Origin of the sequence: Streptomyces sp. NPDC005374 (assembly GCF_042872225.1) — a bacterium.
Classification (GTDB): Bacteria; Actinomycetota; Actinomycetes; order Streptomycetales; family Streptomycetaceae; genus Streptomyces.
Genome location: NZ_JBIAKA010000005.1, coordinates 170848 through 192623 on the forward strand (window position 1 = coordinate 170848; position 21776 = coordinate 192623).

A 21776-nucleotide genomic window follows, 5' to 3' on the forward strand; every position below is an offset into this window, starting at 1 on the left:
GGACAGGGAAGGTAGGTAAGAAGGCTGTCCTCAGCGTGGGAGCGGACTGTGCTTCCCTGTGTTCTCCTTCAGATCCACGGTGGCCCGGTGGCCCCGGAGGTACTTCGCCGCGATCACCGCGAGCAGCGAGGCCGCCGTCAGGGTGTAGAGGCCGCCGTTGGTGCTGCCGGTCGTGTCCTTGAGATAGCCGAAGAGGAACGGCGAGACGAAACCGCCCAGGTTCCCGATCGAGTTGACGAGGGCGAGGCCCGGCGCGGCGATCCTCAGGTCGAGTCCGGACTGGGCCATCGGCCAGAACAGGGTGGCCGCGCACTTCGAGCCGACGCCGGCGAGGGTGATCGCCGCGAGCCCGAACCAGGGGCTGCCCAGGGTGGCGAGGTAGGTACCGACGGCGGACAGCACGAGCATGCCGGCCAGGAAGGGGCGGCGGTCCGGGGCGCGGTCGGTGAAGCGGCTCATGGAGTACATGGCGATCATGGAGCAGACGGCGGGGATCGCCGACAGGACACCGATCTGGAAGGAGGAGAGGCCGCCGATCTCCTCGATCAGGCTGGGCAGCCAGAAGGTGATCGCGTAGCCGGTGAGGGTCATGGCGAAGAAGGCGCCGGTCAGCAGCAGGACCTGCGGGTGGATCAGCAGCCTGAGCCGGGACACCTTGGGCGCGCGGCTGCGGGCCTGCTGGTCCTGCGCCACCGCGGCCCGCAGCGCCGCCTTCTCGTCGGCGTCGAGCCAGCGCGCGTCCTCGATCCGGGAGACCAGGAAGAAGCCCGCGACGATTCCGACGACGACCGAGAAGGTGCCCTCCAGGCCGAACATCCAGCGCCAGCCGGCGATGCCGCCCGCCCCGTGCATCTCGAGGAGGGCGCCGGTGACCGGGCCGGTCACGATGCCGGCCGCGGCCGAACCGCCGAGGAAGATCGCGGTGGCCCGGCCCCGGCTGGAGTCGGGCAGCCACTGGGTGATGTAGAGCATCGCGCCGGGGAAGAAGCCGGCCTCGGCGACACCCAGCAGGAAGCGCAGCACGTAGAACATCGTGACGTTGTGGATGAAGCACATCGCCACGATCACGATGCCCCAGGTGATCATGATGCGGGTCAGCCAGACCCGGGCGCCGAATCGTTCCAGCAGCATGTTGCTGGGGACCTCGAAGAGCGCGTACCCGATGAAGAACAGGCCCGCGCCGAGGCCGTAGGCGGTCGCGCTGACGCCGACGTCCGCCCGGAGGTCGTCCTGGATGAACCCGATGTTGGTCCGGTCCAGATTGTTGACCAGCAGCATCAGAACCAGCAGCGGCATCATGCGGCGCAGGAATTTCCCTACGGCACGGCTCTCGGCTGACATCGTTGTCTCCCTAGCGGTTCACATACATGACCATGCATCACATGCTTGAGTTCCCGTGCGTGGACGATACGGATGACGATCGTCCGGGTCAACGGGTTGGAAGCATGGCCATATATGTGAACTATCCGTGGAGAAGGCGAGCTAGGAGGCCGAGGGCGAGGCCGACGTGCTCGGCCGCGGGCCGCCGCCCTGCCCGTCGTTCGTCGCCTCCGGGTCGACGCCGACCGTGATCGACCCCTGGACGCCCCTGCCGATGTCGTCCTTGCGGTACCTCAGCCTGAGCAGGCCGCCCTGGGTGCCGCTGCCGTCGTAGATCGAGTCCCTGTCGAGCGTGGTGCGCTCCACCGTGTTGGACGCGTACGGCTCCAGCAGCGCCGAGGCCAGGACCGACTCCTCGTCGAAGAAGAACTGGCCGGTGTGGCAGGTGTTGCCGCCCTCGTAACCGGCGTCCGTCCACTCGCCGCCCACGTGCACCTTGACGTGGATGTGCACACAACGGCCCTGGTACCAGCCCGGGAAGACCGTCCTGAACGCGACATGGCCGTGCCGGTCCGTGCGCCAGGTCCCGCGCAGGTAGCGGGTGTCGTCGGTCGGTTCCTGGTGGCCGCCGCCGCCGCCCGGGGGAGGACCGGTGGGGATACCGGTGGGGGCGCCCGTGGGGACCGGTCCGCCGCCACCGTTACCCACGTCCTGGTACCCGGAGTAGACGCCCACGGCGTCGCAGTGCCAGATGTCGACGGCCGCGTTCCTGACCGGCTTGCACGTCTCGTTGTCGATCACCTTGAGGTCGAGGAGGAGCGGGATGCCCTCCTTGTCCTCGGTGACATCCCTGCGGATCTTGTCCGCGTCGATGTAGTACGGGCCCTCGGTGGTCTCCGTGGTCAGCTGGTAGCAGTCCTCGCCGGGCACCGGCTTCTGTGTGACTTCTTCTCCCGTGAGGGCGTCCGCCGCGAACGCGCTGCCGCCCAGGCCCACCGCCGCGACCGCTCCGGCGCCCACCACGACGACCTTTCGACGCGTCACGTCTCGTACGTCTGTTGCCTCTTGAGGCTGTCGGTTCTCCGTCATGCGGCTGGAAGTTAGGTAAGAACCCTGTCAACGAGCTGAGAAAACGTCGCCTTTTCCTCGCGCATGCGAAAGGGACTTGAAATCGTCCGTCGATTTCAAGTCCCTCTGCATTCAGCCCAGTTGGAAGGCTTCCCTTACTTCGGCTGCGGCTTGCGCACCGACAGGTGCAGCTCCCTCAGCCGGGTCTCCTCCAGCTCCGTCGGCGCGCCCATCATCAGGTCCTGGGCGTTGCCGTTGAGCGGGAAGGAGATGGTCTCGCGGATGTTGGGCTCGTCGGCCAGCAGCATCACGATGCGGTCGACACCGGGGGCGATGCCGCCGTGCGGCGGGGCGCCGAAGCGGAGCGCGCGCAGCATGCCGGCGAACTTCTCCTCGACGGTCTCCCGCTCGTAGCCCGCGATCTCGAACGCCTTGAGCATGATCTCCGGCTCGTGGTTCCGGATCGCGCCGGAGGACAGCTCGACGCCGTTGCAGACGATGTCGTACTGCCAGCCCAGGATGTCCAGCGGGTCCTGGGACTCCAGGGCCTCGAGGCCGCCCTGCGGCATGGAGAACGGGTTGTGCGAGAAGTCGATCGCGCCCGTCTCCTCGTCCTTCTCGTACATCGGGAAGTCGACGATCCAGCAGAACCGGAACACGCCCTCCTCGAAGTGCCCGGCACGCTTGGCGGCCTCGACGCGGACCGCGCCCATGATCTTCGAGACCTCGTCGAACTCGCCCGCGCCGAAGAACACCGCGTGACCGGCGGCCAGCGACAGCCGCTTGGTCAGCTCGGCGACGTTCTCCTCGGTGAGGAACTTCGCGATCGGGCCGGTCAGCGAACCGTCCTCGGTCACCCGCACCCAGGCCAGGCCCTTCGCGCCCTGCGAGACCGCGTAGTCACCGAGCTGGTCGAAGAACTTCCGCGGCTGAGCGGAGACGTCCGGCACCGCGAGCGCCCGCACGTGCTTGCCGGCGAACGCCTTGAACTCCGAGCCCTCGAAGACGTCGGTGATGTCGACGAGCTCCAGCTGGGCCCTGAGGTCCGGCTTGTCGGAGCCGTACTTCAGCATCGACTCCCGGAACGGGATCCGCGGGAACGGCGACGTCACCTGGCGGCCGTTGCCGAACTCCTCGAACAGCTCCGTCATGAGCTTCTCGATCGGCTGGAAGACGTCCTCCTGCTCGACGAAGCTCATCTCCACGTCGAGCTGGTAGAACTCGCCCGGCGAACGGTCCGCGCGCGCGTCCTCGTCACGGAAGCAGGGCGCGATCTGGAAGTAGCGGTCGAAGCCGGAGATCATCAGCAGCTGCTTGAACTGCTGCGGCGCCTGCGGAAGGGCGTAGAACTTGCCCGGGTTCAGGCGGGAGGGGACCACGAAGTCGCGGGCGCCCTCGGGGGAGGTCGCCGACAGGATCGGGGTGGCCATCTCGTTGAAGCCGAGGGCGACCATCTTCGAGCGGATCGAGGCGATCACCGAGGAGCGCAGCATGATGTTGCGGTGCATGCGCTCACGGCGCAGGTCCAGGAAGCGGTACTCCAGACGCCGCTCCTCGTTGACCCCGTCCTCGGTGTTGATCGTGAACGGCAGCGGGGCGGCCGCGCCGAGCAGCTCGACCTCGCCGACCTCGACCTCGACCTCACCGGTGGGCAGGTCCGCGTTGATGTTCTCGGCACCGCGGGAGACGACCTTGCCGTCGACGCGGACCGTGGACTCCTTGGTCAGCTTGTCGAGAGCCTCGTAGGCGGGCGTGCCGGGGCGGGCGACCAGCTGCGTGATGCCGTAGTGGTCGCGCAGATCGATGAAGAGGATGCCGCCCAGGTCGCGCCGATTGTGCAGCCAGCCACTCAGCCGGACGTCGGTGCCGACGTCAGAGGAGCGGAGCTCGCCGCAGGTGTGGGACCTGTACCGATGCATCGTCGTTCATCCAGCCTTCGCGGATCGGGGTTTGTTTCACGTGAAACTCCCCCAAGCCTACCGGGCACCCCAAGATCGGCTTGCCCCTTTAAACCTCGGTGATCACCGCTGATCTCGGGCGATCGGTGGCACTCGACGATCCTCTCTCCATAAAGTGGGGCAATGCGCACTGGCGAGCCCCTGCCCCCAGTGGAGGACGTCCTCGCCTCCCTCTCGACCGGACTCTGGCACTGGGACACAGCCGCCGAGCTGGTCACCGTCGACGCCGAGACCGCCCGGCTGCTCGGGCTGCCCTCCGAGCCGACCACCCTCACCCAGTCCCGGGCCCGCTCCTTGTTCCACCCGGTCGACTGGAACGAGAACACGAGCATCACCCAGCTCGCCGCCGCCGAGGGCACCCTCGGCGAGGTCCGGCTGCGGATCATGGACGAGCAGGGCGGGATCGTCCGTACCGTCCGCAGCCGCTTCAGACCGATGTTCGACCGCGAAGAGCGCGTGTACCGGGTGACGGGCACCCTCCAGGAGGTCTCCGAACCGACCCCGGGCACCCCCGCCGGGCGCACCGCGGTCACCGGCGACTGGCGACGCTCCCGCGAGGCCTTCCTGCTGGACGCGGGCCGCGCCCTCGCCGAGGCCCGCTCGACCGCCGAGGTCCTGCGGGTCGCCGCAGGCCTGTCCATGCCCGGCTTCAGCCCCGACGGCCTGGCCGTCTTCGGCGTCGAGGGCGACCGCCTGACGATCATCGGCCACCACGGACAACAGCCCGGTGACGAGAACCCCTTCTCCCACATGTCCCTGGAGACGGACTATCCGGCCGCCGAGGTCGTACGCACCGGCCGTGCCGTCTATCTCTCCAGCCCCGAGGCCTACCGCGCCCGCTACCCGGTCACCTGGCCGCTGGCCCAGCACTTCGACCGCCAGTCCTGGGCGTTCCTGCCGCTGACGGTGGCCGGCCGCACGATGGGCGCGTGGATGGCCGGCTTCGCCTACCCGGTGGCGTTCACACCGGACGAACGCTCGGTGCTGACGACGGTGGCACGCATGCTGGCCCAGGCCCTGTCCCGCGCGGGGGTCACCGAGTCGGAACGCGAACTGACCGACGGCCTCCAGCGTTCCATGCTCCCCACCCTCGGCCCACGGATACCGGGCATGACCATCGCCGCCCGCTACGTCCCCACCGGCGGCGGCCTCCAGGTGGGCGGCGACTGGTACGACATGATCCCGCTGCCCGGAGGCACCTCCCGCACGGAGTCGGGCGGCGGCCGCTTCGCCCTGGTCATCGGGGACGTCCAGGGCCATGACGTGCGGGCGGCGGGCCTGATGGGCCAGCTCCGCATCGCCCTGCGCGCCTACGCCTCCGAAGGCCACCGCCCCGACGCGGTCCTCTCCCGCGCCTCACGCTTCCTGAACGGCATGACCTACGGCTCCGTCGAGGACGGCGACCCCACCGACACTCGGTTCGCGACCTGCCTCTACATCGAGGCCGACCCGGTGACCGGCGTCCTGGAGGTGGCCCGGGCCGGCCACCCCGAGCCGGCGATCCGCATGGCCGACGGCACGGTCCTGGCCCGCCGCACCGAAGGCGGCCTCCCCCTCGGCATCGACCCGGACGCCGACTACCCCACGACCAGGATCGTCCTGGAGCCCGGCGAGACGCTGATGCTCTGCACCGACGGGCTGATCGAGACCGGCGGCCACGACTTCGAGACCGGCTGGAAGCGCGTCCGCACCATCCTGGAGACCCACGAGGGCGACCTGGAGGAACTCGCCGACGCCCTGGTCCAGGCCGTCCACGGCCCCTCCTCCCACCACACCACCGGCCCCCTGGCCGACCGCCGCGAGGACGACATCGCAGTCCTGCTGCTGTCCCGGCAGGGCGAGGGCCCTGACCACGACGACACCGTCAATCCCCGGCCGACTGTCCGCCGCACGATGCTCTCGGTGGCCCAGGCGGAACCACAACGCGTCGGGTTCGCCCGCCAGCACCTGCGCGAACTGCTGCACGACTGGTCCTCGGCCGACCAGGTCGACTCGGCGGTCCTGCTGCTGTCCGAGACACTGACCAACGTCCTGGTCCACACCGACGCGGACGCGCTGCTCCTCGCGGAGGTCCACGGCGAGGCGGGCACCCGCCGACTGCGCATCGAGGTCACCGACACCAGCGACGACCTCCCGCACAAACGCCGCCCCGGCGAACTGGCCTCTTCAGGCCGCGGCCTGATGCTGATCGAACTCCTCGCGGACCGATGGGGAGTGGACCCCCGCGGCGACGGCAAAAGCATCTGGTTCGAATTCCACGAACTCCACGAGCCCTCTGCCGGGACGTCCGACTGAATCGATACTTCTTTCGCTATATCGGGTGAACACCCCTCCTTCGGACACCAGTTGCAGGCGACCGTGCCTACTTTCCGGAGCGGAGGTGATGCTCGATGAGCGAGCAGAACAGCAAGGAACACAGCACAGAACAGCGAAACGACGCGATCGACATCAACGACTTCGTGTTCGCGGCTACGGGGGCGCGGGTGCGGAGAGTGACGGCACCGGATGGTGAGCACTGGTTTGTAGCGGCGGACGTGGCCTCGGATCTCGGTTATGCGAACCCGCGCCAGGCACTCATCTGGCACGTTGCACCAGAGTGCACGAAGCGGCTGAGCGAGTTTGCACAAGGCGTCTATACACTAGACGTCTCGCGCAAACTCGCAGCTCACAGGCTGCAGAAGTCGATGAAGATGGTGAATCTGCGAGGTCTTGTCGCACTCGTCAACGGTTCCACCAAGCCCGAGTGCCTACCTTTCAAGACCTGGGTGTCGGAGGTCATCGAGACCATCCACAAGGAAGGCACCTACTCCCTGGAACCATCCCCCGCGCAAACCCCCACCACCGGCGCCCCCGCCTACGTCATGCCCAAAGCGGTCGCCGACGCGATCGTGCGGCTCGAAGTGAGGAACATTCAGGCCGACGAGATGATGGCCGCGTTCCAGGAGGAGCAGACCGTCCTTCTACGGCAGATCAGCCGAAGCCAGAACACGATCGCGGACGCACTCCAGGACATCGCCCGGACGCTCCGGTCCCCGGGATCGGAACCGCAGTTGACGCCCCAGCAACTCCTCGCCGCCTGGAGGGCGAAGAACCTCGTCTTCACCGAGGACGTCCACGCCGTGGCCGCCTACCTGGCACCGGCCCTCGTTCGCGGCGAGGCCGGTTACCGACTGGAGGAGATCGCCACCCGCGCCGGGCTCACCTCCGCTCGCGTCCACGACTCCTTGCGCCTTCTGCTCAAGCGGGGCTGCATCCGGCAGACGGGCTGCACCGCGGACGGAGCGCCCACCTACGTGCTGCCGTAGCAGCGCGCTCACGGCAAAGGCCCGAAGTCGCAATACGAGGTTGCGACTTCGGGCCTGCGTCGTACCGTACCGGACTTACAGCCCGCCCTCGGTCATTCCGTGCACCGCCGGAACCGTCCCCAGGCGCCCCTTCTGGAAGTCGTCGAACGCCTGCTGCAACTCCTCGCGGGTGTTCATCACGAAGGGGCCGTAGTGGGCCATCGGTTCACGGATCGGTCGGCCGCCCAGGAGCACGACCTCCAGGTCCGGCGTGTGCGAGTCCTGCTTCTCGTCCGCGCGGACCGTCAGGGAACCGCCGGCCCCGAAGACCGCCGTCTGGCCCAGGTGGACCGGTCGGCGCTCGGCGCCCACCGAACCGCGGCCCGCCATCACGTACGCCAGGCCGTTGAAGTCCTCACGCCAGGGGAGCGTGAGCTCGGCGCCGGGTGCCACTGTCGCGTGGATCATGGTGATCGGGGTGTGGGTGATGCCGGGGCCCTCATGGCCGTCCAGCTCACCGGCGATGACGCGGAGCAGCGCGCCGCCGTCGGGGGTCGACAGGAGTTGCACGTTGCCGCCCCGGATGTCCTGGTACCGCGGCGCCATCATCTTGTCCTTGGCCGGCAGGTTCACCCACAGCTGGAGGCCGTGGAAGAGACCGCCGGACATGACGAGCGACTCCGGCGGGGCCTCGATGTGGAGAAGGCCCGAGCCGGCCGTCATCCACTGGGTGTCGCCGTTGGTGATGGTCCCCCCGCCACCCTGGCTGTCCTGGTGGTCGAAGATCCCGTCGATGATGTACGTGACGGTCTCGAAGCCGCGGTGCGGATGCCAAGGGGTCCCCTTCGGCTCGCCCGGAGCGTAGTCCACCTCACCCATCTGATCCATCATGATGAACGGGTCGAGCTGCCGGTAGTTGATCCCGGCGAAGGCCCGGCGTACCGGGAAGCCCTCCCCCTCGAAGCCACTCGGCGCGGTCGTCACGCCGAGGACGGGACGGGCCACCGCGTCCGCGGTCGCGGCCACGCGCGGCAGGGTCAGCGGGTTGTCGACAGTCACTGCAGGCATGTCGGTACCTCCTCGTGGTTCGAGTTTAGTTGAGCATTGAACTTTCTGCCACCCCTAACGGCAGAAGCCCGGAGGACATTCCCTCCGGGCCTCCCCGAATCCCCGCACCCGCTCAAGAGGTCAGACGGCGAGCTCCGGTTCCCGATCGGTCGCCCCCTCCGTCGCCCCCTCCGTCGCCGTCGCCTCGGCGGCCGCTCCCGATTGTGACCGGTCGTCCCGCATCACCAGTGCCGCCAGCAGCGCCGCCGCGAGGACACCGATCGCGCTGACCATGAAGGTCGTGGACATGGAGGCCGTGAAGGCCTCGCGGGCCGCCGTCATCAGGCCGGTGTCCCGCAGTGCGGTCGCCCCGGCGATCGAGTGCTTCGCCTGCTCGGGTGTCCCCTCGGGCATCCGGTCCGCGTAGCCGCTCGACAGGAGCGAGCCCAGGATCGCGATGCCCAGCGCGGTGCCGGCCTGCTGGACGGTGTCGTTGAGCGCCGAGCCGACGCCGGCTTTGTCCTCGGGGATGGTACCCATCAGCGCGGCCACCGCGGCGGGCATCGCCAGACCCGCGCCGAGGCCGAGCAGACCGAGCGCCACCGCCGGGACGGTGAAGCCGGAGTCCGCCGTGACCGTGGTCAGCAGGGCGAAGCAGGCCACCATCACCAGCATGCCCGCGAGGATCACCCACCGGTTGCCGTACTTCGCGGCGAGCTTGACCCCGACGCCGTTGCCGATGAGGGCCGTGACCGCCAGCGGCAGGAACGCCAGGCCCGCCTTGACGGGCGAGTAGTCGAGCACGAACTGGAGGTACTGGGTGAGGACCAGCAGCAGACCGCCGTTGCCGATCTGGACCAGGGCCAGTGAGACCGAACCTCCGCTGAAGTTGCGGTGCTTGAAGAGGACCAGCGGGACCATGGGGGACTTCGTGACGTTCTCCCAGATCACGAAGCCGGTCAGGGACACCAGGGCGAGGGGCAGGGCCGCCGTCCACATGCCGTGCTGCGGGAGCTCGATGATCCACCAGACCAGGGCGGTCATCCCGGCCGCCGACAGCACCGCGCCCAGCGGGTCGGCCTTCTGCCAGGGGGCCTTGGACTCCGGCATCAGTGTCAGGCCGGCGGCGATCGCGAGGGCCACGACCGGCACGTTGAGAAGGAAGATCGACTGCCAGGAGAAGTGGTCGATCAGGACGCCGCCCAGGACGGGGCTGGCCACCAGGCCGAGCATCGCCACCGAGCTCCAGGCCGCCATCGCCCTGCCGCGTTCGTCCTCGTCGAAGACGGTGATGAGGATGGAGAGCGTGGACGGCATGACCAGTGCGCCGCCGACCCCCATCGCGACCCGGACGGCTATCAGCTCGCCGGGAGTGGTGCACCAGATCGCGGCCAGCGATGCCGCGCCGAAGAGCAGGAGTCCGGTCAGCATCACCTTGCGGCGGCCGAAGCGGTCGCCCAGGCTGCCGGAGGTGAGCAGGAGGCCGGCGAAGACCAGGATGTAGGAGTCCAGGATCCACTGGGTGTCCTGGGCGCTCGCCCCGATCTCCTCGGTCATGACCGGCACCGCGACGGTCAGCGCCATGCTGTCGACGACCAGCACCAGGCTGCTGAGGCAGAGCACGACCAGAATCCACCAGCGGCGTGGGTCGCGGGTTTCCAAGGCGTCCATGACAGTTCCCCTCCAAGGTCGGAACACCGTTCCTTCGTTGCGAACACTGTACGCATATGGATTCACCGTTCGCAATACCCTATTCATGTACGCTCAACGCGAACGACGTACGCCGAAGGTCGGACCGGCGCCAGAAGGAGTACCGATGACGACGAACCCGAGCCCCATCCCCTCCGTCTGGGCCCGCCCCGCACGGGCGTCCGACCAGCCGGCGCTCAGCCGCACCGCGATCGTGCGCGAGGCGATCGTCATGCTGGACGCGGAGGGTGTCGAGGCGCTGAGCATGCGCAAGCTGGCCACCCGGCTGAACGCGGGCGCTGCCTCCCTCTACCGGCACGTGGCCACGAAGGACGAGCTGATGGAGCTGGCGGTGGACGAGGTCGCCGCGGAGCTGCACGTACCGTCGGCGGGCGGCTCGGACTGGCGCGCGGCCGTCACGGAGGCGACCCGCTCCTTCCGGACGACCGCGCTACGGCATCCGTGGCTGCCCCCGGTCCTCGGCCAGGCGGGCCTCGCCTATCTCGGACCCAACCTCATGTCGTACTCGGAGCGGCTGGCGGCCCTGTTCACGGCGGCCGGATTCCCGGATCCCGGCACGGCGATCGACGCGGTGCTGTCGTACGTGATCGGCATGAGCACCACGGAGGCCGCCTGGCTCACCACGGTCGCCCGGTCCGGCGACTCCGAGTCGGCTCTCATCGCCCGCCTCCTGCCCGCGGTCCAGCAGGCCACGGCCCCCCACAGCCACCTGGCCCAGGGTTACGCCGAGACGGAGGAAGCCGCCACGACCGACCCGGCCGCCCTGAGGGACGCGAAGTTCACGGCAGCGCTGGGCGTCGTCCTGGACGGCCTGTCACTGCGCCTGACGACCCAGGCTCCCTGAACGCGCCCCCTGGACCCCTGGGAGAGCGCACCGGCACCCTCACCCCGCGAAGCGCTACCCGTACATCCGCCGCATCGCGAACTCCACCATCTGTTCCACGGCCTTCGCGTCGAACACGATCCGGTGCTCGCCCTCCATGTCGAGGACGAAGCCGTAGCCGGTCGGCAGCAGGTCGAGGACCTCGGCGCCGGTGATGACGAAGTACTTGGACTCCTTGCCCGCGTACCGGCGCAGTTCCTTGAGCGTGGTGAACATGGGGATCACCGGCTGCTGGGTGTTGTGCAGGGCGAGGAATCCGGGGTTGTCGCCGCGCGGGCAGTACACCTTGGACGTGGCGAAGACCTGCTGGAAGTCCTCGGCGGCCAGCTGGCCGGTGGTGAAGGCGCGCACCGCGTCCGCGAGGGAGGGCGGGGACGGCTCGGGGTACAGCGGCGGCTGCTGGCCGTACCCGCCCGCACCGCCGGCCATGGGCTGCTGCGGCGGGACGCCGTACTGCTGCTGGGCGCCGCCATTCTGGTCGTAGCCGTACATGGGCGTAAGCGTACCGAGAGGCGGGTGGCGGGTGGGCGGCTGTGGATACCTGAGAAACCGACAGGCACCTGACAGCGGCCGTTCTGGTTTTCGGGCGGCGCGGGCTCGTAGCGTCGTTTCATGCGCCGACATGACGACGAAGAGGTCCACGAGCACGACAGAGGCCTCGCCTACGACCTTCCCGTTCTCGCCCGCCGGCGGATGATCCGGCTCATGGCGGGAGCGGGGGCCGCCCTGGTGCCCCTGGCGGGGTGTACCACCGACAGCTCCTCTTCTCCGACGGCCGCGAGCACACCCTCGTCGTCGACAGGCGACGCGAGCCCCGCCGAGTGCGCCACCATCCCCGACGAGACCGCCGGCCCCTATCCCGGTGACGGTTCGAACGGCGTGAACGTGCTGAAGGAGAGCGGGGTGGTCCGCGGTGACATCACCCGGAGCTTCGGCGACTCCGCGGGCGGCACCGCCGAGGGCGTGCCCCTGACCTTCACGCTCACGGTCGTGGACGCCGAATCCGGCTGCGGGACCCCGCGGAAGGGCGCCGCCGTCTATGTCTGGCACTGCGACCGCGAGGGCGGCTACTCCCTCTACACCGAGGGTGTCACCGACGAGAACTACCTGCGCGGCGTCCAGGAGACCGACGAGCGGGGGCAGGTGACGTTCACCAGTGTCTTCCCGGGCTGTTACCCCGGCCGCTGGCCGCACATCCACTTCGAGGTCTACGGCAGCCTCCGGGACGCGACGGGAGCCACCGCGATCACGAACACCTCGCAGCTCGCCCTGCCGAAGGACGTCTGCGAGACGGTGTACGCCACGCAGGGGTACGAGGGGAGCGTGGACAACCTGGGCCGGCTCTCCCTGGACACGGACATGGTCTTCCGCGACGGCCACGACCAGCAGCTCGCGACGGTGCGGGGGAGTGTCCGGGAGGGGTACAGCGCCACGTTGACCATCGCGGTGTGAACCGTCACAGATGGCGGGATCGGGTTGCGACTTATTACCGACGGGTAGCATCATCGTAGCTACTTGTTGGTATGTGAACTGGTGCGAGGAACCAAGTGCCTCGCCGATCTCAACGGAGCCGGAGCCATGGGGCACTACAAGTCGAATCTCCGCGACATCGAGTTCAACCTCTTCGAGGTGCTCGGGCGCGACAAGCTGTACGGCACGGGCCCCTTCGCGGAGATGGACGTCGAGACCGCGAAGAGCATCCTGGAGGAGCTGGTCCGCCTCTCGGAGAACGAGCTGGCGGAGTCCTTCACGGACGCCGACCGCAACCCGCCGGTCTTCGACCCGGAGACGAACACCGCGCCGGTCCCGGCGTCCTTCAAGAAGAGCTACAAGGCCTTCATGGACTCCGAGTACTGGCGGCTCGGCCTGCCCGAGGAGATCGGCGGCACGACGGCTCCGCCGTCCCTGATCTGGTCGTACGCGGAGATGGTCCTCGGCTCGAACCCGGCCGTGTGGATGTACTCCTCCGGCCCGGCGTTCGCCGGGATCCTCTTCGACGAGGGCAACGACGTCCAGAAGCACATCGCGAAGATCGCGGTGGAGCGGACCTGGGGCTCGACCATGGTGCTCACCGAGCCCGACGCGGGCTCCGACGTCGGCGCCGGCCGTACGAAGGCGACCCAGCAGGAGGACGGCTCCTGGCACATCGAGGGCGTCAAGCGCTTCATCACGTCCGGTGAGCACGACATGGAGGAGAACATCCTCCACTACGTGCTCGCGCGGCCCGAGGGTGCCGGTCCGGGCACCAAGGGGCTGTCCCTCTTCCTCGTCCCGAAGTACCTGTTCGACTTCGAGACCGGCGAGCTGGGCGAGCGCAACGGCGTCTACGCGACCAACGTCGAGCACAAGATGGGCCTCAAGGCGTCCAACACCTGCGAGATGACCTTCGGCGACCAGCACCCCGCCAAGGGCTGGCTGATCGGCGACAAGCACGACGGCATCCGCCAGATGTTCCGCATCATCGAGATGGCCCGGATGATGGTCGGCACGAAGGCGATCTCCACGCTGTCGACGGGCTACCTCAACGCCCTCGAGTACGCCAAGGAGCGCGTCCAGGGCCCCGACCTGGCGAGCTTCATGGACAAGGCCGCGCCCAAGGTCACCATCACCCACCACCCCGACGTGCGCCGCGCGCTCATCACGCAGAAGGCGTACGCGGAGGGCATGCGCGCCCTCGTCCTCTACACGGCCTCGATCCAGGACGCGATCGCCGTCAAGGAGGCCGCGGGCGAGGACGCGAAGACCGAGCACGCGCTGAACGACCTGCTCCTGCCGATCGTCAAGGGCTACGGCTCCGAGAAGGGCTACGAGCAGCTCGCCCAGTCGCTCCAGACCTTCGGCGGCTCCGGGTTCCTCCAGGAGTACCCGATCGAGCAGTACATCCGGGACGCGAAGATCGACACCCTGTACGAGGGCACCACCGCGATCCAGGGCCAGGACTTCTTCTTCCGGAAGATCGTCCGCAACCAGGGCGCGGCCCTCAACTCCCTCGCCGAGGACATCAAGAAGTTCCTGGCGCTGGGCACCGGCGGCGAGGACCTCGCGGGCGCCCGTGAGCACCTGGCGAAGGCGGCCGTGGAGCTGGAGGCCATCGTCGGCATCATGCTGACCGACCTCGCGGCCACCGAGCAGGACGTCAAGAACATGTACAAGGTGGGCCTCAACACCACCCGCCTGCTGATGGCCTCCGGTGACGTCGTCGTCGGCTACCTGCTCCTCAAGGGCGCGGCGATCGCCGCCGAGAAGCTGGAGACGGCCTCCGCGAAGGACAGGCCCTTCTACACCGGCAAGATCGCGGCGGCGAAGTTCTTCGCGGCCGACGTCCTGCCCGGCGTGACCCTGGCCCGCAAGATCGCCGAGGGCGTCGACCTGGACGTGATGGAACTGGACGAGGCCGCGTTCTAGGACACATCTGTACAGCTGCACACGTCCTCGCGAGAGCCCGCTCCCCATCCCGGGAGCGGGCTCTCGTACGTCGTTAAGGTGAACCCCATGAGCGCACCCCACCGCCTCGACCGCGGCCACACCGACGACCTCATGACCTTCCTGGCGGCGAGCCCCACGCCGTACCACGCGGTGGCGAACGCCGCCGAGCGGCTGGAGAAGGCCGGCTTCCGCCAGGTCTCGGAGACGGACGCCTGGGACGCGGACACGGCGACGGGTTCCGCCGCGGGAAGCGGCGGCAAGTACGTGCTGCGCGGCGGCGCGATCATCGCCTGGTACGTCCCCGAGGGTGCGGCGCCCCACACGCCGTACCGGATCGTCGGCGCCCACACCGACTCGCCCAACCTGCGGGTCAAGCCGCTGCCCGACGCCGGCGGGCACGGCTGGCGCCAGGTCGCCGTGGAGATCTACGGCGGACCGCTGATGAACTCCTGGCTCGACCGTGACCTGGGCCTGGCGGGCCGTCTGACCCTGCGGGACGGTTCGACGCGGCTGGTGAACGTGGACCGGCCGCTGCTGAGGGTGCCCCAGCTCGCCATCCACCTGGACCGCGCGGTGTCCTCCGAGGGGCTCAAGCTCGACAAGCAGCGGCATCTGCAGCCCATCTGGGGTCTCGGGGACGATGTGCGCGACGGCGACCTGATCGCGTTCCTGGAGGAGGAGTCGGGGCTCGGCGCGGGCGAGGTGACCGGCTGGGACCTGATGACGCACTCCGTGGAGGCGCCCTCCCACCTCGGCCGGGACAAGGAGCTGGTGGCCGGACCGCGGATGGACAACCTGCTGTCCGTGCACGCGGGCGTGGCCGCGCTGACCGCGGTGTCCACCCGCCCGGAGCTGCCGTACATCCCGGTCCTCGCCGCCTTCGACCACGAGGAGAACGGTTCGCAGTCGGACACCGGCGCGGACGGGCCGCTGCTCGGCGGGGTCCTGGAGCGCTCGGTGTTCGCGCGGGGCGGGTCGTACGAGGACCGGGCGCGGGCCTTCGCGGGGACGGTGTGTCTGTCCTCCGACACCGGGCACGCCGTGCACCCCAACTACGCGGAACGGCACGACCCGACCCACCACCCGCGCGTCAACGGCGGGCCGATCCTCAAGGTCAACGTCAACAACCGCTACGCCACGGACGGTTCGGGCCGGGCCGTGTGGGCCGCCGCCTGCGAGAAGGCCGGCGTGCCCTTCCAGACCTTCGTCTCCAACAACTCCATGCCCTGCGGCACGACCATCGGCCCGATCACCGCGGCCCGGCACGGCATCAAGACCGTCGACATCGGTGTGGCGATCCTTTCGATGCACAGCGTCCGGGAATTGTGCGGCGTGGACGACCCGCATCTGCTGGCGAACGCTCTGGTGGCGTTCCTGGAGGGGTAGTTCGCGGAAAGTGGGGGTACCCGCGAGGTCGGACCGGAACGACCGGACCGGACAGGGAGGCGACACTCATGGGCCTCGGCGGGTGCATCATCCTCATCGCCGTGGGAGCAATCCTCACGTTCGCCACCGACTGGCACATGCAGGGGGTCAACCTCGACCTGGTCGGTGTGATCCTCATGATCGTGGGACTGATCGGCGTGACGACGTTCAGCAGCATCGCCCGGCGGCGGCGCGTGGTGGTACCGCCCGCGACTCCGACGGTCATCCAGGAGGAGCGCGGGCGCCGGGACGGATACTCCGACGGATACGGCATGTAAGTCGAATTCACGGACAACCGTGAGCAATCCGTGATCAGGGTTGACTTGTGGTGTTGTGTGTAAATCGTGAAGACTCGGGATCCTTGAGAGCCCGGGGGGTCAGCAGTGCCGGGCGCGAACCACCAGCGCACCCGGGGGCTCCCCGTGCTCCACTCCACGACGACCGTCACGGCACCCGGTCCGGCCTCGACGCGCCCGCATCGGCACGCGGCGCGCCGCGCCCATGCCGCACCCGACGGACTCGACGGCCCGCAGCGCCTGGTGGTGCTGATCCCGGCCCACAACGAACAGGACCGCATCGCCGACGCGATCCAGGGCCTGTGGCGCCAGACCCGTCGCCCCGACCTGATCGTCGTGGTCGCCGACAACTGCACCGACGCCACCGCCGAGATCGCGGCCGGGCACGGCGCGCAGGTCTTCGCCACCCAGGGCAACACGCACAAGAAGGCGGGCGCCCTCAACCAGGCCATCGCCTGGGTGCTCCCCCATCTCGAGGACCGTGACCTGCTGTTGGTGCAGGACGCCGACACCGTGCTGGCCCCGTCGTTCAGCGAGACGGCGATCGGGACCTTCAACCGCAAGGTCGGCGCCGTCGGCGGAGTCTTCTACGGCGAGGATGGCGGAGGTCTGCTCGGCCTGCTGCAGCGCATGGAGTTCCACCGCTACGCCTGGGAGCTGGAGCGCACCGGCGGCAAGGCCCAGGTGCTCACCGGCACCGGCACCATGTTCCGGGCCCGCGTCCTGCGCGAGGTGCGCGCCGCCCGCCGTGACGGAGTGCTCGGTGGCGGGCACAGTTACTACAGTCTCGCCTCGCTCACCGAGGACGACGAGATGACCAAGGCGGTCAAGACCCTCGGTTACCGGGCCATGTCCCCGGCCGGCTGCGCGGTCACCACCGAGGTCATGCCCACCCTGGGCAAGCTGTGGCACCAGCGGCTGCGGTGGCAGCGCGGGGCCCTGGAGAACCTGCGCGACTACGGGTGGACCCGCGTCACCGCCCGCTACTTCGTGCAGCAGTTCCTCATGGGGTTCGGCGCGCTGTCCTTCCTGGTCTACCTGACCTACATGGTCACGTACACCACCCTGTACGGCTGGCCCGGCTTCTCGCCCTTCTGGACGGGGATCGGGCTGGTCTTCGTCGTGGAGAAGACCGTGTCCGTGCGGCGGGCCGGGTGGCGGGCCGTCGTGGTGGCGGCGCTCATGGTGCCCGAGATGCTCTACGACCTTTTTCAGCACGCCGTCTACTTCTCCTCGCTGTGGGGCCTGTTGCGCCGCAGCGAGGAGAAGTGGGTGGCCACGTGACCCCAGTGGCCACGTAACCCCAATGGAAACCCACACAGGAGAAGCGCGATGTACGGAAGAGTGATCGGAGTCGGCACCACCGGGGCCGGCGGTGCCACGCTGGCCGCGACGGGGCTGTGGCTCAACAGCATGGCGATGGTGGTGACGGCCACCACGTTGGTGGCGGCGGGAGTCGCCCTGTTCAAGCTCGCCCCGCGCAGGCGGACGGTGACGGGTCGCTGACCGTCCACGAGGACGGTCTGATCACGGGCGGGGTCACCGGTGCAGCGCGTGGCCCGTCGTCACGTCCACATGGGACGGGACCTCGTCGTGGCGGTCGCCGACCGTGGAGGTGCCGGCGGGTTCGAGGAGCAGGATGTCCGTCGGGACGGGCGCGTACGGCTTGTGCTCGACGCCTCGCGGGACCGTGAAGACGGAGAGCCGGGGCAGGACGACCGTGCGCTCGCCGGCCGGCTCCCGCAGTGAGATGTGCAGCTCGCCCTCCAGGACCAGGAAGAACTCGTCGGTGTCGTCATGGACGTGCCAGAGGTGTTCGCCCTCGACGTGGGTGACGCGGACGTCGTAGTCGTTGACGGCCGTGACGATGCGGGGGCTCCACCGCTCGGTGAAGGAGGCCAGGGCGGCGGGCAGCGAGACGGGTTCGTCGGTCATGTCGTCATCGTGCGGGGTGGCCCAGATGGCGCGCGAGTGCTAGGAATCGCACATGCCGCAAGGATCCTCTCAGACGCAGCACCGTCCGCACCGGGTCGCGGTGATCGTCGACGAGGGCACCAACCCCTTCGAAGTGGGCGTCGCCACCGAGATGTTCGGGCTGCCGCGCCCCGAACTGGGCCTGCCGGGGCCGTTGTACGAGGTGACGCTGTGCACGCCGGTCCCCGAGGTGCGGATGAACCACGGCTTCTTCACGCTGACCGGGGTGCCCGGACTGGAGGCCGTGGACGGCGTCGACACCCTCGTCGTGCCCGGACGGCCGGACAACGTCGTACCGCGCGGGGCCGCCGTACGGGAGGCGATCCGCCGCACGCACGCGCGTGGCGCCCGGGTGATCAGCCTGTGCACCGGAAGCTTCGCGCTCGCCGAGGCCGGGTTGCTGGACGGCCGACTGGCCACCACCCACTGGATGTGGGCCGACGCCTTCCGCGAGCTGCACCCGCGCGTGCGGCTGGAACCCGACGTGCTGTTCGTGGACGAGGGGGACGTCCTGACGGCGGCGGGCAGCGCGGCCGCGCTCGACCTCGGCCTGTACGTCGTCCGGCAGGACCATGGCGCCGAGGTCGCCAACGCCGTGTCACGACGGCTCGTCTTCGCCGCGCACCGGGACGGCGGGCAACGGCAGTTCGTGGAGCGGCCCGTGCCCGACGTACGGGACGAGTCGCTGGGCCCGCTGCTCGCGTGGGCCCAGGAGCGGCTCGGGGAACCGCTGACCGTGGCCGATCTGGCGGCCCGCGCGGCCGTCTCCCCCGCGACCCTGCACCGCCGCTTCCAGGCCCAGCTCGGCACGACCCCGCTGGCGTGGCTGACGGGGGAGCGCGTGGCGCTGGCGTGCCGGCTCATCGAGCGCGGCGAGGAGCGCCTCGACGTGGTGGCGGCCAGGAGCGGTCTGGGCACCGCCGCCAACCTTCGCGCGCGTGTGCGAAGGGGGACGGGACTCAGCCCGTCGGCCTACCGGCGGCGTTTCGGGCCGGGCGCCGGGGAAGCGCTGAGAGCATGAGATTTCTCGTACGCGACCGGCTCCTCGGCTTCGGTGACGACTACTGGATCGAGGACGACCAGGGCAACAAGGTGTTCCTGGTCGACGGCAAGGCCATGAGGTTGCGGGACACCTTCGAGCTGAAGGACACCCGCGGGCGGGTCCTGATCGACATCCGCCAGAAGATGTTCGCCCTGCGCGACACCATGCTGATCGAACGGGACGGCGAGCCGCTGGCGACGATCAGGCGCAAACGCCTGTCGCTGCTGCGCAACCACTACCGGGTCGCCCTCGCCGACGGCAGCACCGAACTCGACGTCAGCGGCAAGATCCTCGACCGGGAGTTCGCCGTGGAGTACGACGGTGAGCTGCTCGCGGTGGTCTCACGGCGGTGGCTGCACGTCCGCGAGACCTACGGCGTCGACATCGTCCGCGAAGACGCGGATCCGGCGCTGCTCATCGCGGTGGCGGTGTGCGTGATCCACCTCGCCGAGAAGGAGCGGGAGGACGACTGACCGCCCCAGGGTGCGGTGTCAGAGCACCCGGTCCTTCAGGGCTGGGAACTGTTCCCGGGTCGCGGCCACCTTCGCGAGGTCGATCTCCACGGTGAGGACCTCCTCGCCCGCGCCCGCCTCCGCCAGTACCTCGCCCCACGGATCCACCACGATCGAGTGACCGGCCTGTGGAACTCCGGCGTGCGTCCCGGCCGTTCCACAGGCAAGCACGAACGCCTGGTTCTCGACCGCCCGCGCCTGGGCCAGCAGCGTCCAGTGCGCCCTGCGGCGCTCCGGCCAGCCCGCGGGGATCACCAGGGTCTCGGCGCCCGCGTCGACGAGACCGCGGAAGAGTTCGGGGAAACGGAGGTCGTAACAGGTGGCGACGCCCACGGTCGTCCCGGGAAGCCGGACCGTCACCAGGTCCTCGCCCCGGCCCATCAGCACGGCCTCGCCCTTGTCGAAGCCGAAGCGGTGGATCTTGCGGTAGGTGGCGGCCAGTTCGCCCGAGGGGGAGAAGAAGAGGGAGGTGTTGTAGAGAGTGCCGTCGGGGGACCGCTCGGGGATCGAGCCCGCGTGCAGCCACACGCCCGCGTCACTCGCCGCCTTCGACATCGCCTCGTACGTCGAGCCTTCCAGCGGCTCGGCCTCGCGCCCGAACTCCTCGAAGGCGAACGCCCCGGTGGTCCACAGCTCCGGCAGCACGACGAGATCGGCACCTGCCTGATCCCGTACCAGCGAGGCCACTCGACCCCGACGCGAATCGACCGATTCGCCCTCATCCACGGCGATCTGGATCAGAGAGGCGCGCACACTACCACCGTCCTGGCATTCGAGCCGTTCACACGGGCCTACGATCGTCACACGAAAGCACTGCCGGGGTGCCTCACAGCAGCGTAACTTAGCGTTTCAAGACACCCGCCGACAGCCACCACCTCCACTGGCAACGACGCCATCACCAGCCCGTGCTCCGACCGCCGAGGGGTCCCGTTCCGTGAGTCTGCATCCCACCCTCCAGCCCTACGCCGACGCCTGGACCCACTCCATCGAAGCGATATCCGAGCTGGTGAACCCTCTCGTGGAGGGAGAGTGGAACCGTCGTACGCCGTGCCCCGGCTGGTCGGTCCGGGATGTGGTGTCTCATGTCATCGGCCTGGACACCGAGATGCTGGGAGACCCGCGCCCCATCCACTCGCTGCCCCGCGACCTGTACCACGTCACCAACGAGCACCAGCGGTACACGGAGATGCAGGTCGACGTCCGCCGCCACCACACAGCTCCGGAGATGACGTCCGAGCTCGAGTACGTGATCATCCGCCGCAACCGCCAGCTGCGCAACGAGTCGCGCGACCCGGGCACCAAGGTCCGCGGCCCGCTCAGCACCGAACTCACGCTCGAAGAGTCGATGCGCCGGCACGCCTTCGACGTGTGGGTGCACGAACAGGACCTGCGGACCGCCCTCGGCCGGCCCGGCAACCTCGACTCCCCCGGCGCCCACATCGCCCGTGACGTCCTTCTCGCGGCGCTCCCCGACATAGTGGCCACCAAGGCCGAGGCGCCCCGCAGTTCGGCCATCGTCCTCGACGTCCACGGACCCATCGAGTTCCTGCGCACGATAAGGGTCGACATCCAGGGCCGCGGCACCCTGGAGACCGCGCCCGCCCTGGGCCCGGCCGCCACCCTCACCCTCGACTGGGAGACGTACGTCCGTCTGGCCTGCGGCCGCGTGAGCCTGGAGGCGGTGGCGGACCGGGTGAAGGCGGAGGGCGCCCCGGAACTGACCTCGGCGATCCTCAGGAACTTCGCGGTGACGCGGTAGGCGCGGCTGCGGGCAGTCGTGCCGCCGGGGCGGCACGGGTGGGCACAGCGGCACCCCGCGAGCGAGACCACC

At 69.2% G+C, this 21776-nt stretch carries 20 protein-coding genes; 12 read left to right on the forward strand and 8 right to left on the reverse strand.

Going from position 1 to position 21776, the window contains the following annotated elements; genetic code table 11:
* Window positions 1–30: 30 nt before the first annotated feature.
* From ACFYRX_RS14550 to aspS, 3 genes are all read right to left on the reverse strand, one after another.
* Window positions 31–1341 (reverse strand): MFS transporter, encoded by a 1311-nt coding sequence (locus ACFYRX_RS14550; protein ID WP_389099398.1) that lies wholly within the window; start codon window positions 1339–1341, stop codon window positions 31–33.
* 141 nt (window positions 1342–1482) lie between these two features.
* A complete protein-coding gene (locus ACFYRX_RS14555) occupies window positions 1483–2409 on the reverse strand; it encodes an intradiol ring-cleavage dioxygenase (RefSeq protein WP_389099400.1) in 927 nt (308 codons plus the stop codon).
* A gap of 134 nt (window positions 2410–2543) precedes the next feature.
* Entirely contained in the window at window positions 2544–4307 is a 1764-nt protein-coding gene (aspS, locus tag ACFYRX_RS14560) for an aspartate--tRNA ligase (protein WP_389099402.1), read from the reverse strand.
* A 162-nt stretch (window positions 4308–4469) separates the two neighbouring features.
* On the opposite strand from aspS, the gene ACFYRX_RS14565 reads away from it, so the two are divergent.
* Together ACFYRX_RS14565 and ACFYRX_RS14570 are read left to right on the forward strand one after the other, a co-directional pair.
* Window positions 4470–6641 carry a SpoIIE family protein phosphatase gene (locus ACFYRX_RS14565; RefSeq protein WP_389099404.1) on the forward strand — a complete coding sequence of 724 codons (2172 nt, stop codon included), beginning with the start codon at window positions 4470–4472 and terminating at the stop codon, window positions 6639–6641.
* Window positions 6642–6736: 95 nt separating this feature from the next.
* Window positions 6737–7651, forward strand: a complete 915-nt coding sequence (locus tag ACFYRX_RS14570) for a Bro-N domain-containing protein (RefSeq protein ID WP_389099406.1) — start codon at window positions 6737–6739, stop codon at window positions 7649–7651.
* A gap of 75 nt (window positions 7652–7726) precedes the next feature.
* Here the strand turns inward: ACFYRX_RS14570 and ACFYRX_RS14575 are convergent, their stop codons facing one another.
* Complete coding sequence (locus ACFYRX_RS14575; RefSeq protein ID WP_389099408.1) at window positions 7727–8698, reverse strand: pirin family protein; 972 nt, start codon at window positions 8696–8698, stop codon at window positions 7727–7729.
* 120 nt (window positions 8699–8818) lie between these two features.
* A complete protein-coding gene (locus ACFYRX_RS14580) occupies window positions 8819–10348 on the reverse strand; it encodes an MFS transporter (RefSeq protein WP_389099410.1) in 1530 nt (509 codons plus the stop codon).
* A gap of 145 nt (window positions 10349–10493) precedes the next feature.
* Between ACFYRX_RS14580 and ACFYRX_RS14585 the strand changes: the two genes are divergently transcribed.
* Window positions 10494–11231, forward strand: a complete 738-nt coding sequence (locus ACFYRX_RS14585; protein ID WP_389099412.1) for a TetR/AcrR family transcriptional regulator C-terminal domain-containing protein — start codon at window positions 10494–10496, stop codon at window positions 11229–11231.
* Between the two features lie 54 nt (window positions 11232–11285).
* Here ACFYRX_RS14585 and ACFYRX_RS14590 read toward each other — a convergent pair whose 3' ends face one another.
* Window positions 11286–11762 carry an SseB family protein gene (locus ACFYRX_RS14590; protein ID WP_389099414.1) on the reverse strand — a complete coding sequence of 159 codons (477 nt, stop codon included), beginning with the start codon at window positions 11760–11762 and terminating at the stop codon, window positions 11286–11288.
* 120 nt (window positions 11763–11882) lie between these two features.
* Between ACFYRX_RS14590 and ACFYRX_RS14595 the strand changes: the two genes are divergently transcribed.
* The 6 genes from ACFYRX_RS14595 to ACFYRX_RS14620 all read left to right on the forward strand — a co-directional run bounded on the left by ACFYRX_RS14595 (window position 11883) and on the right by ACFYRX_RS14620 (window position 17923).
* Window positions 11883–12722, forward strand: a complete 840-nt coding sequence (locus ACFYRX_RS14595) for an intradiol ring-cleavage dioxygenase (RefSeq protein ID WP_389099416.1) — start codon at window positions 11883–11885, stop codon at window positions 12720–12722.
* Window positions 12723–12848: 126 nt separating this feature from the next.
* On the forward strand, window positions 12849–14675 hold the full coding sequence (locus ACFYRX_RS14600; RefSeq protein WP_389099418.1) for an acyl-CoA dehydrogenase: 1827 nt from the start codon (window positions 12849–12851) through the stop codon (window positions 14673–14675).
* A gap of 87 nt (window positions 14676–14762) precedes the next feature.
* Window positions 14763–16082 carry a M18 family aminopeptidase gene (locus ACFYRX_RS14605; protein WP_389099420.1) on the forward strand — a complete coding sequence of 440 codons (1320 nt, stop codon included), beginning with the start codon at window positions 14763–14765 and terminating at the stop codon, window positions 16080–16082.
* Window positions 16083–16150: 68 nt separating this feature from the next.
* The gene (locus ACFYRX_RS14610; protein WP_389099422.1) at window positions 16151–16399 is read left to right on the forward strand and encodes a DUF6458 family protein; all 249 of its coding nucleotides are present in this window, start codon (window positions 16151–16153) and stop codon (window positions 16397–16399) included.
* Window positions 16400–16660: 261 nt separating this feature from the next.
* On the forward strand, window positions 16661–17701 hold the full coding sequence (locus ACFYRX_RS14615) for a glycosyltransferase (RefSeq protein WP_389099998.1): 1041 nt from the start codon (window positions 16661–16663) through the stop codon (window positions 17699–17701).
* A gap of 48 nt (window positions 17702–17749) precedes the next feature.
* Window positions 17750–17923, forward strand: coding sequence for a hypothetical protein (locus ACFYRX_RS14620; protein WP_389099424.1), 174 nt, complete (start codon window positions 17750–17752; stop codon window positions 17921–17923).
* A gap of 33 nt (window positions 17924–17956) precedes the next feature.
* On the opposite strand, the gene ACFYRX_RS14625 is transcribed toward ACFYRX_RS14620, so the two are convergent.
* Window positions 17957–18352 (reverse strand): cupin domain-containing protein, encoded by a 396-nt coding sequence (locus ACFYRX_RS14625; protein ID WP_389099426.1) that lies wholly within the window; start codon window positions 18350–18352, stop codon window positions 17957–17959.
* Window positions 18353–18404: 52 nt separating this feature from the next.
* Here ACFYRX_RS14625 and ACFYRX_RS14630 point away from each other — a divergent pair, with 52 nt between their 5' ends.
* Window positions 18405–19412, forward strand: coding sequence for a GlxA family transcriptional regulator (locus ACFYRX_RS14630; RefSeq protein ID WP_389099428.1), 1008 nt, complete (start codon window positions 18405–18407; stop codon window positions 19410–19412).
* Window positions 19409–19906 carry an LURP-one-related/scramblase family protein gene (locus ACFYRX_RS14635; RefSeq protein ID WP_389099430.1) on the forward strand — a complete coding sequence of 166 codons (498 nt, stop codon included), beginning with the start codon at window positions 19409–19411 and terminating at the stop codon, window positions 19904–19906. Before ACFYRX_RS14630 ends, ACFYRX_RS14635 begins: the two co-directional genes overlap by 4 nt.
* An 18-nt stretch (window positions 19907–19924) precedes the next feature.
* Here ACFYRX_RS14635 and ACFYRX_RS14640 read toward each other — a convergent pair whose 3' ends face one another.
* Entirely contained in the window at window positions 19925–20698 is a 774-nt protein-coding gene (locus tag ACFYRX_RS14640; protein ID WP_389099432.1) for a carbon-nitrogen family hydrolase, read from the reverse strand.
* A 181-nt stretch (window positions 20699–20879) separates the two neighbouring features.
* On the opposite strand from ACFYRX_RS14640, the gene ACFYRX_RS14645 reads away from it, so the two are divergent.
* The gene (locus ACFYRX_RS14645) at window positions 20880–21704 is read left to right on the forward strand and encodes a maleylpyruvate isomerase family mycothiol-dependent enzyme (protein WP_389099434.1); all 825 of its coding nucleotides are present in this window, start codon (window positions 20880–20882) and stop codon (window positions 21702–21704) included.
* Window positions 21705–21776: the final 72 nt, after the last annotated feature.

Excerpts from the sequence above, each read along its gene's own strand:
- ACFYRX_RS14550 (WP_389099398.1), bottom strand. The coding sequence starts at position 1,341 with ATGTCAGCCGAGAGCCGTGCCGTAGGGAAATTCCTGCGCCGCATGATG.
- ACFYRX_RS14555 (WP_389099400.1), bottom strand. The coding sequence starts at position 2,409 with ATGACGGAGAACCGACAGCCTCAAGAGGCAACAGACGTACGAGACGTG.
- aspS (WP_389099402.1), bottom strand. The coding sequence starts at position 4,307 with ATGCATCGGTACAGGTCCCACACCTGCGGCGAGCTCCGCTCCTCTGAC.
- ACFYRX_RS14565 (WP_389099404.1), top strand. The coding sequence starts at position 4,470 with ATGCGCACTGGCGAGCCCCTGCCCCCAGTGGAGGACGTCCTCGCCTCC.
- ACFYRX_RS14570 (WP_389099406.1), top strand. The coding sequence starts at position 6,737 with ATGAGCGAGCAGAACAGCAAGGAACACAGCACAGAACAGCGAAACGAC.
- ACFYRX_RS14575 (WP_389099408.1), bottom strand. The coding sequence starts at position 8,698 with ATGCCTGCAGTGACTGTCGACAACCCGCTGACCCTGCCGCGCGTGGCC.
- ACFYRX_RS14580 (WP_389099410.1), bottom strand. The coding sequence starts at position 10,348 with ATGGACGCCTTGGAAACCCGCGACCCACGCCGCTGGTGGATTCTGGTC.
- ACFYRX_RS14585 (WP_389099412.1), top strand. The coding sequence starts at position 10,494 with ATGACGACGAACCCGAGCCCCATCCCCTCCGTCTGGGCCCGCCCCGCA.
- ACFYRX_RS14590 (WP_389099414.1), bottom strand. The coding sequence starts at position 11,762 with ATGTACGGCTACGACCAGAATGGCGGCGCCCAGCAGCAGTACGGCGTC.
- ACFYRX_RS14595 (WP_389099416.1), top strand. The coding sequence starts at position 11,883 with ATGCGCCGACATGACGACGAAGAGGTCCACGAGCACGACAGAGGCCTC.
- ACFYRX_RS14600 (WP_389099418.1), top strand. The coding sequence starts at position 12,849 with ATGGGGCACTACAAGTCGAATCTCCGCGACATCGAGTTCAACCTCTTC.
- ACFYRX_RS14605 (WP_389099420.1), top strand. The coding sequence starts at position 14,763 with ATGAGCGCACCCCACCGCCTCGACCGCGGCCACACCGACGACCTCATG.
- ACFYRX_RS14610 (WP_389099422.1), top strand. The coding sequence starts at position 16,151 with ATGGGCCTCGGCGGGTGCATCATCCTCATCGCCGTGGGAGCAATCCTC.
- ACFYRX_RS14620 (WP_389099424.1), top strand. The coding sequence starts at position 17,750 with ATGTACGGAAGAGTGATCGGAGTCGGCACCACCGGGGCCGGCGGTGCC.
- ACFYRX_RS14625 (WP_389099426.1), bottom strand. The coding sequence starts at position 18,352 with ATGACCGACGAACCCGTCTCGCTGCCCGCCGCCCTGGCCTCCTTCACC.
- ACFYRX_RS14630 (WP_389099428.1), top strand. The coding sequence starts at position 18,405 with ATGCCGCAAGGATCCTCTCAGACGCAGCACCGTCCGCACCGGGTCGCG.
- ACFYRX_RS14635 (WP_389099430.1), top strand. The coding sequence starts at position 19,409 with ATGAGATTTCTCGTACGCGACCGGCTCCTCGGCTTCGGTGACGACTAC.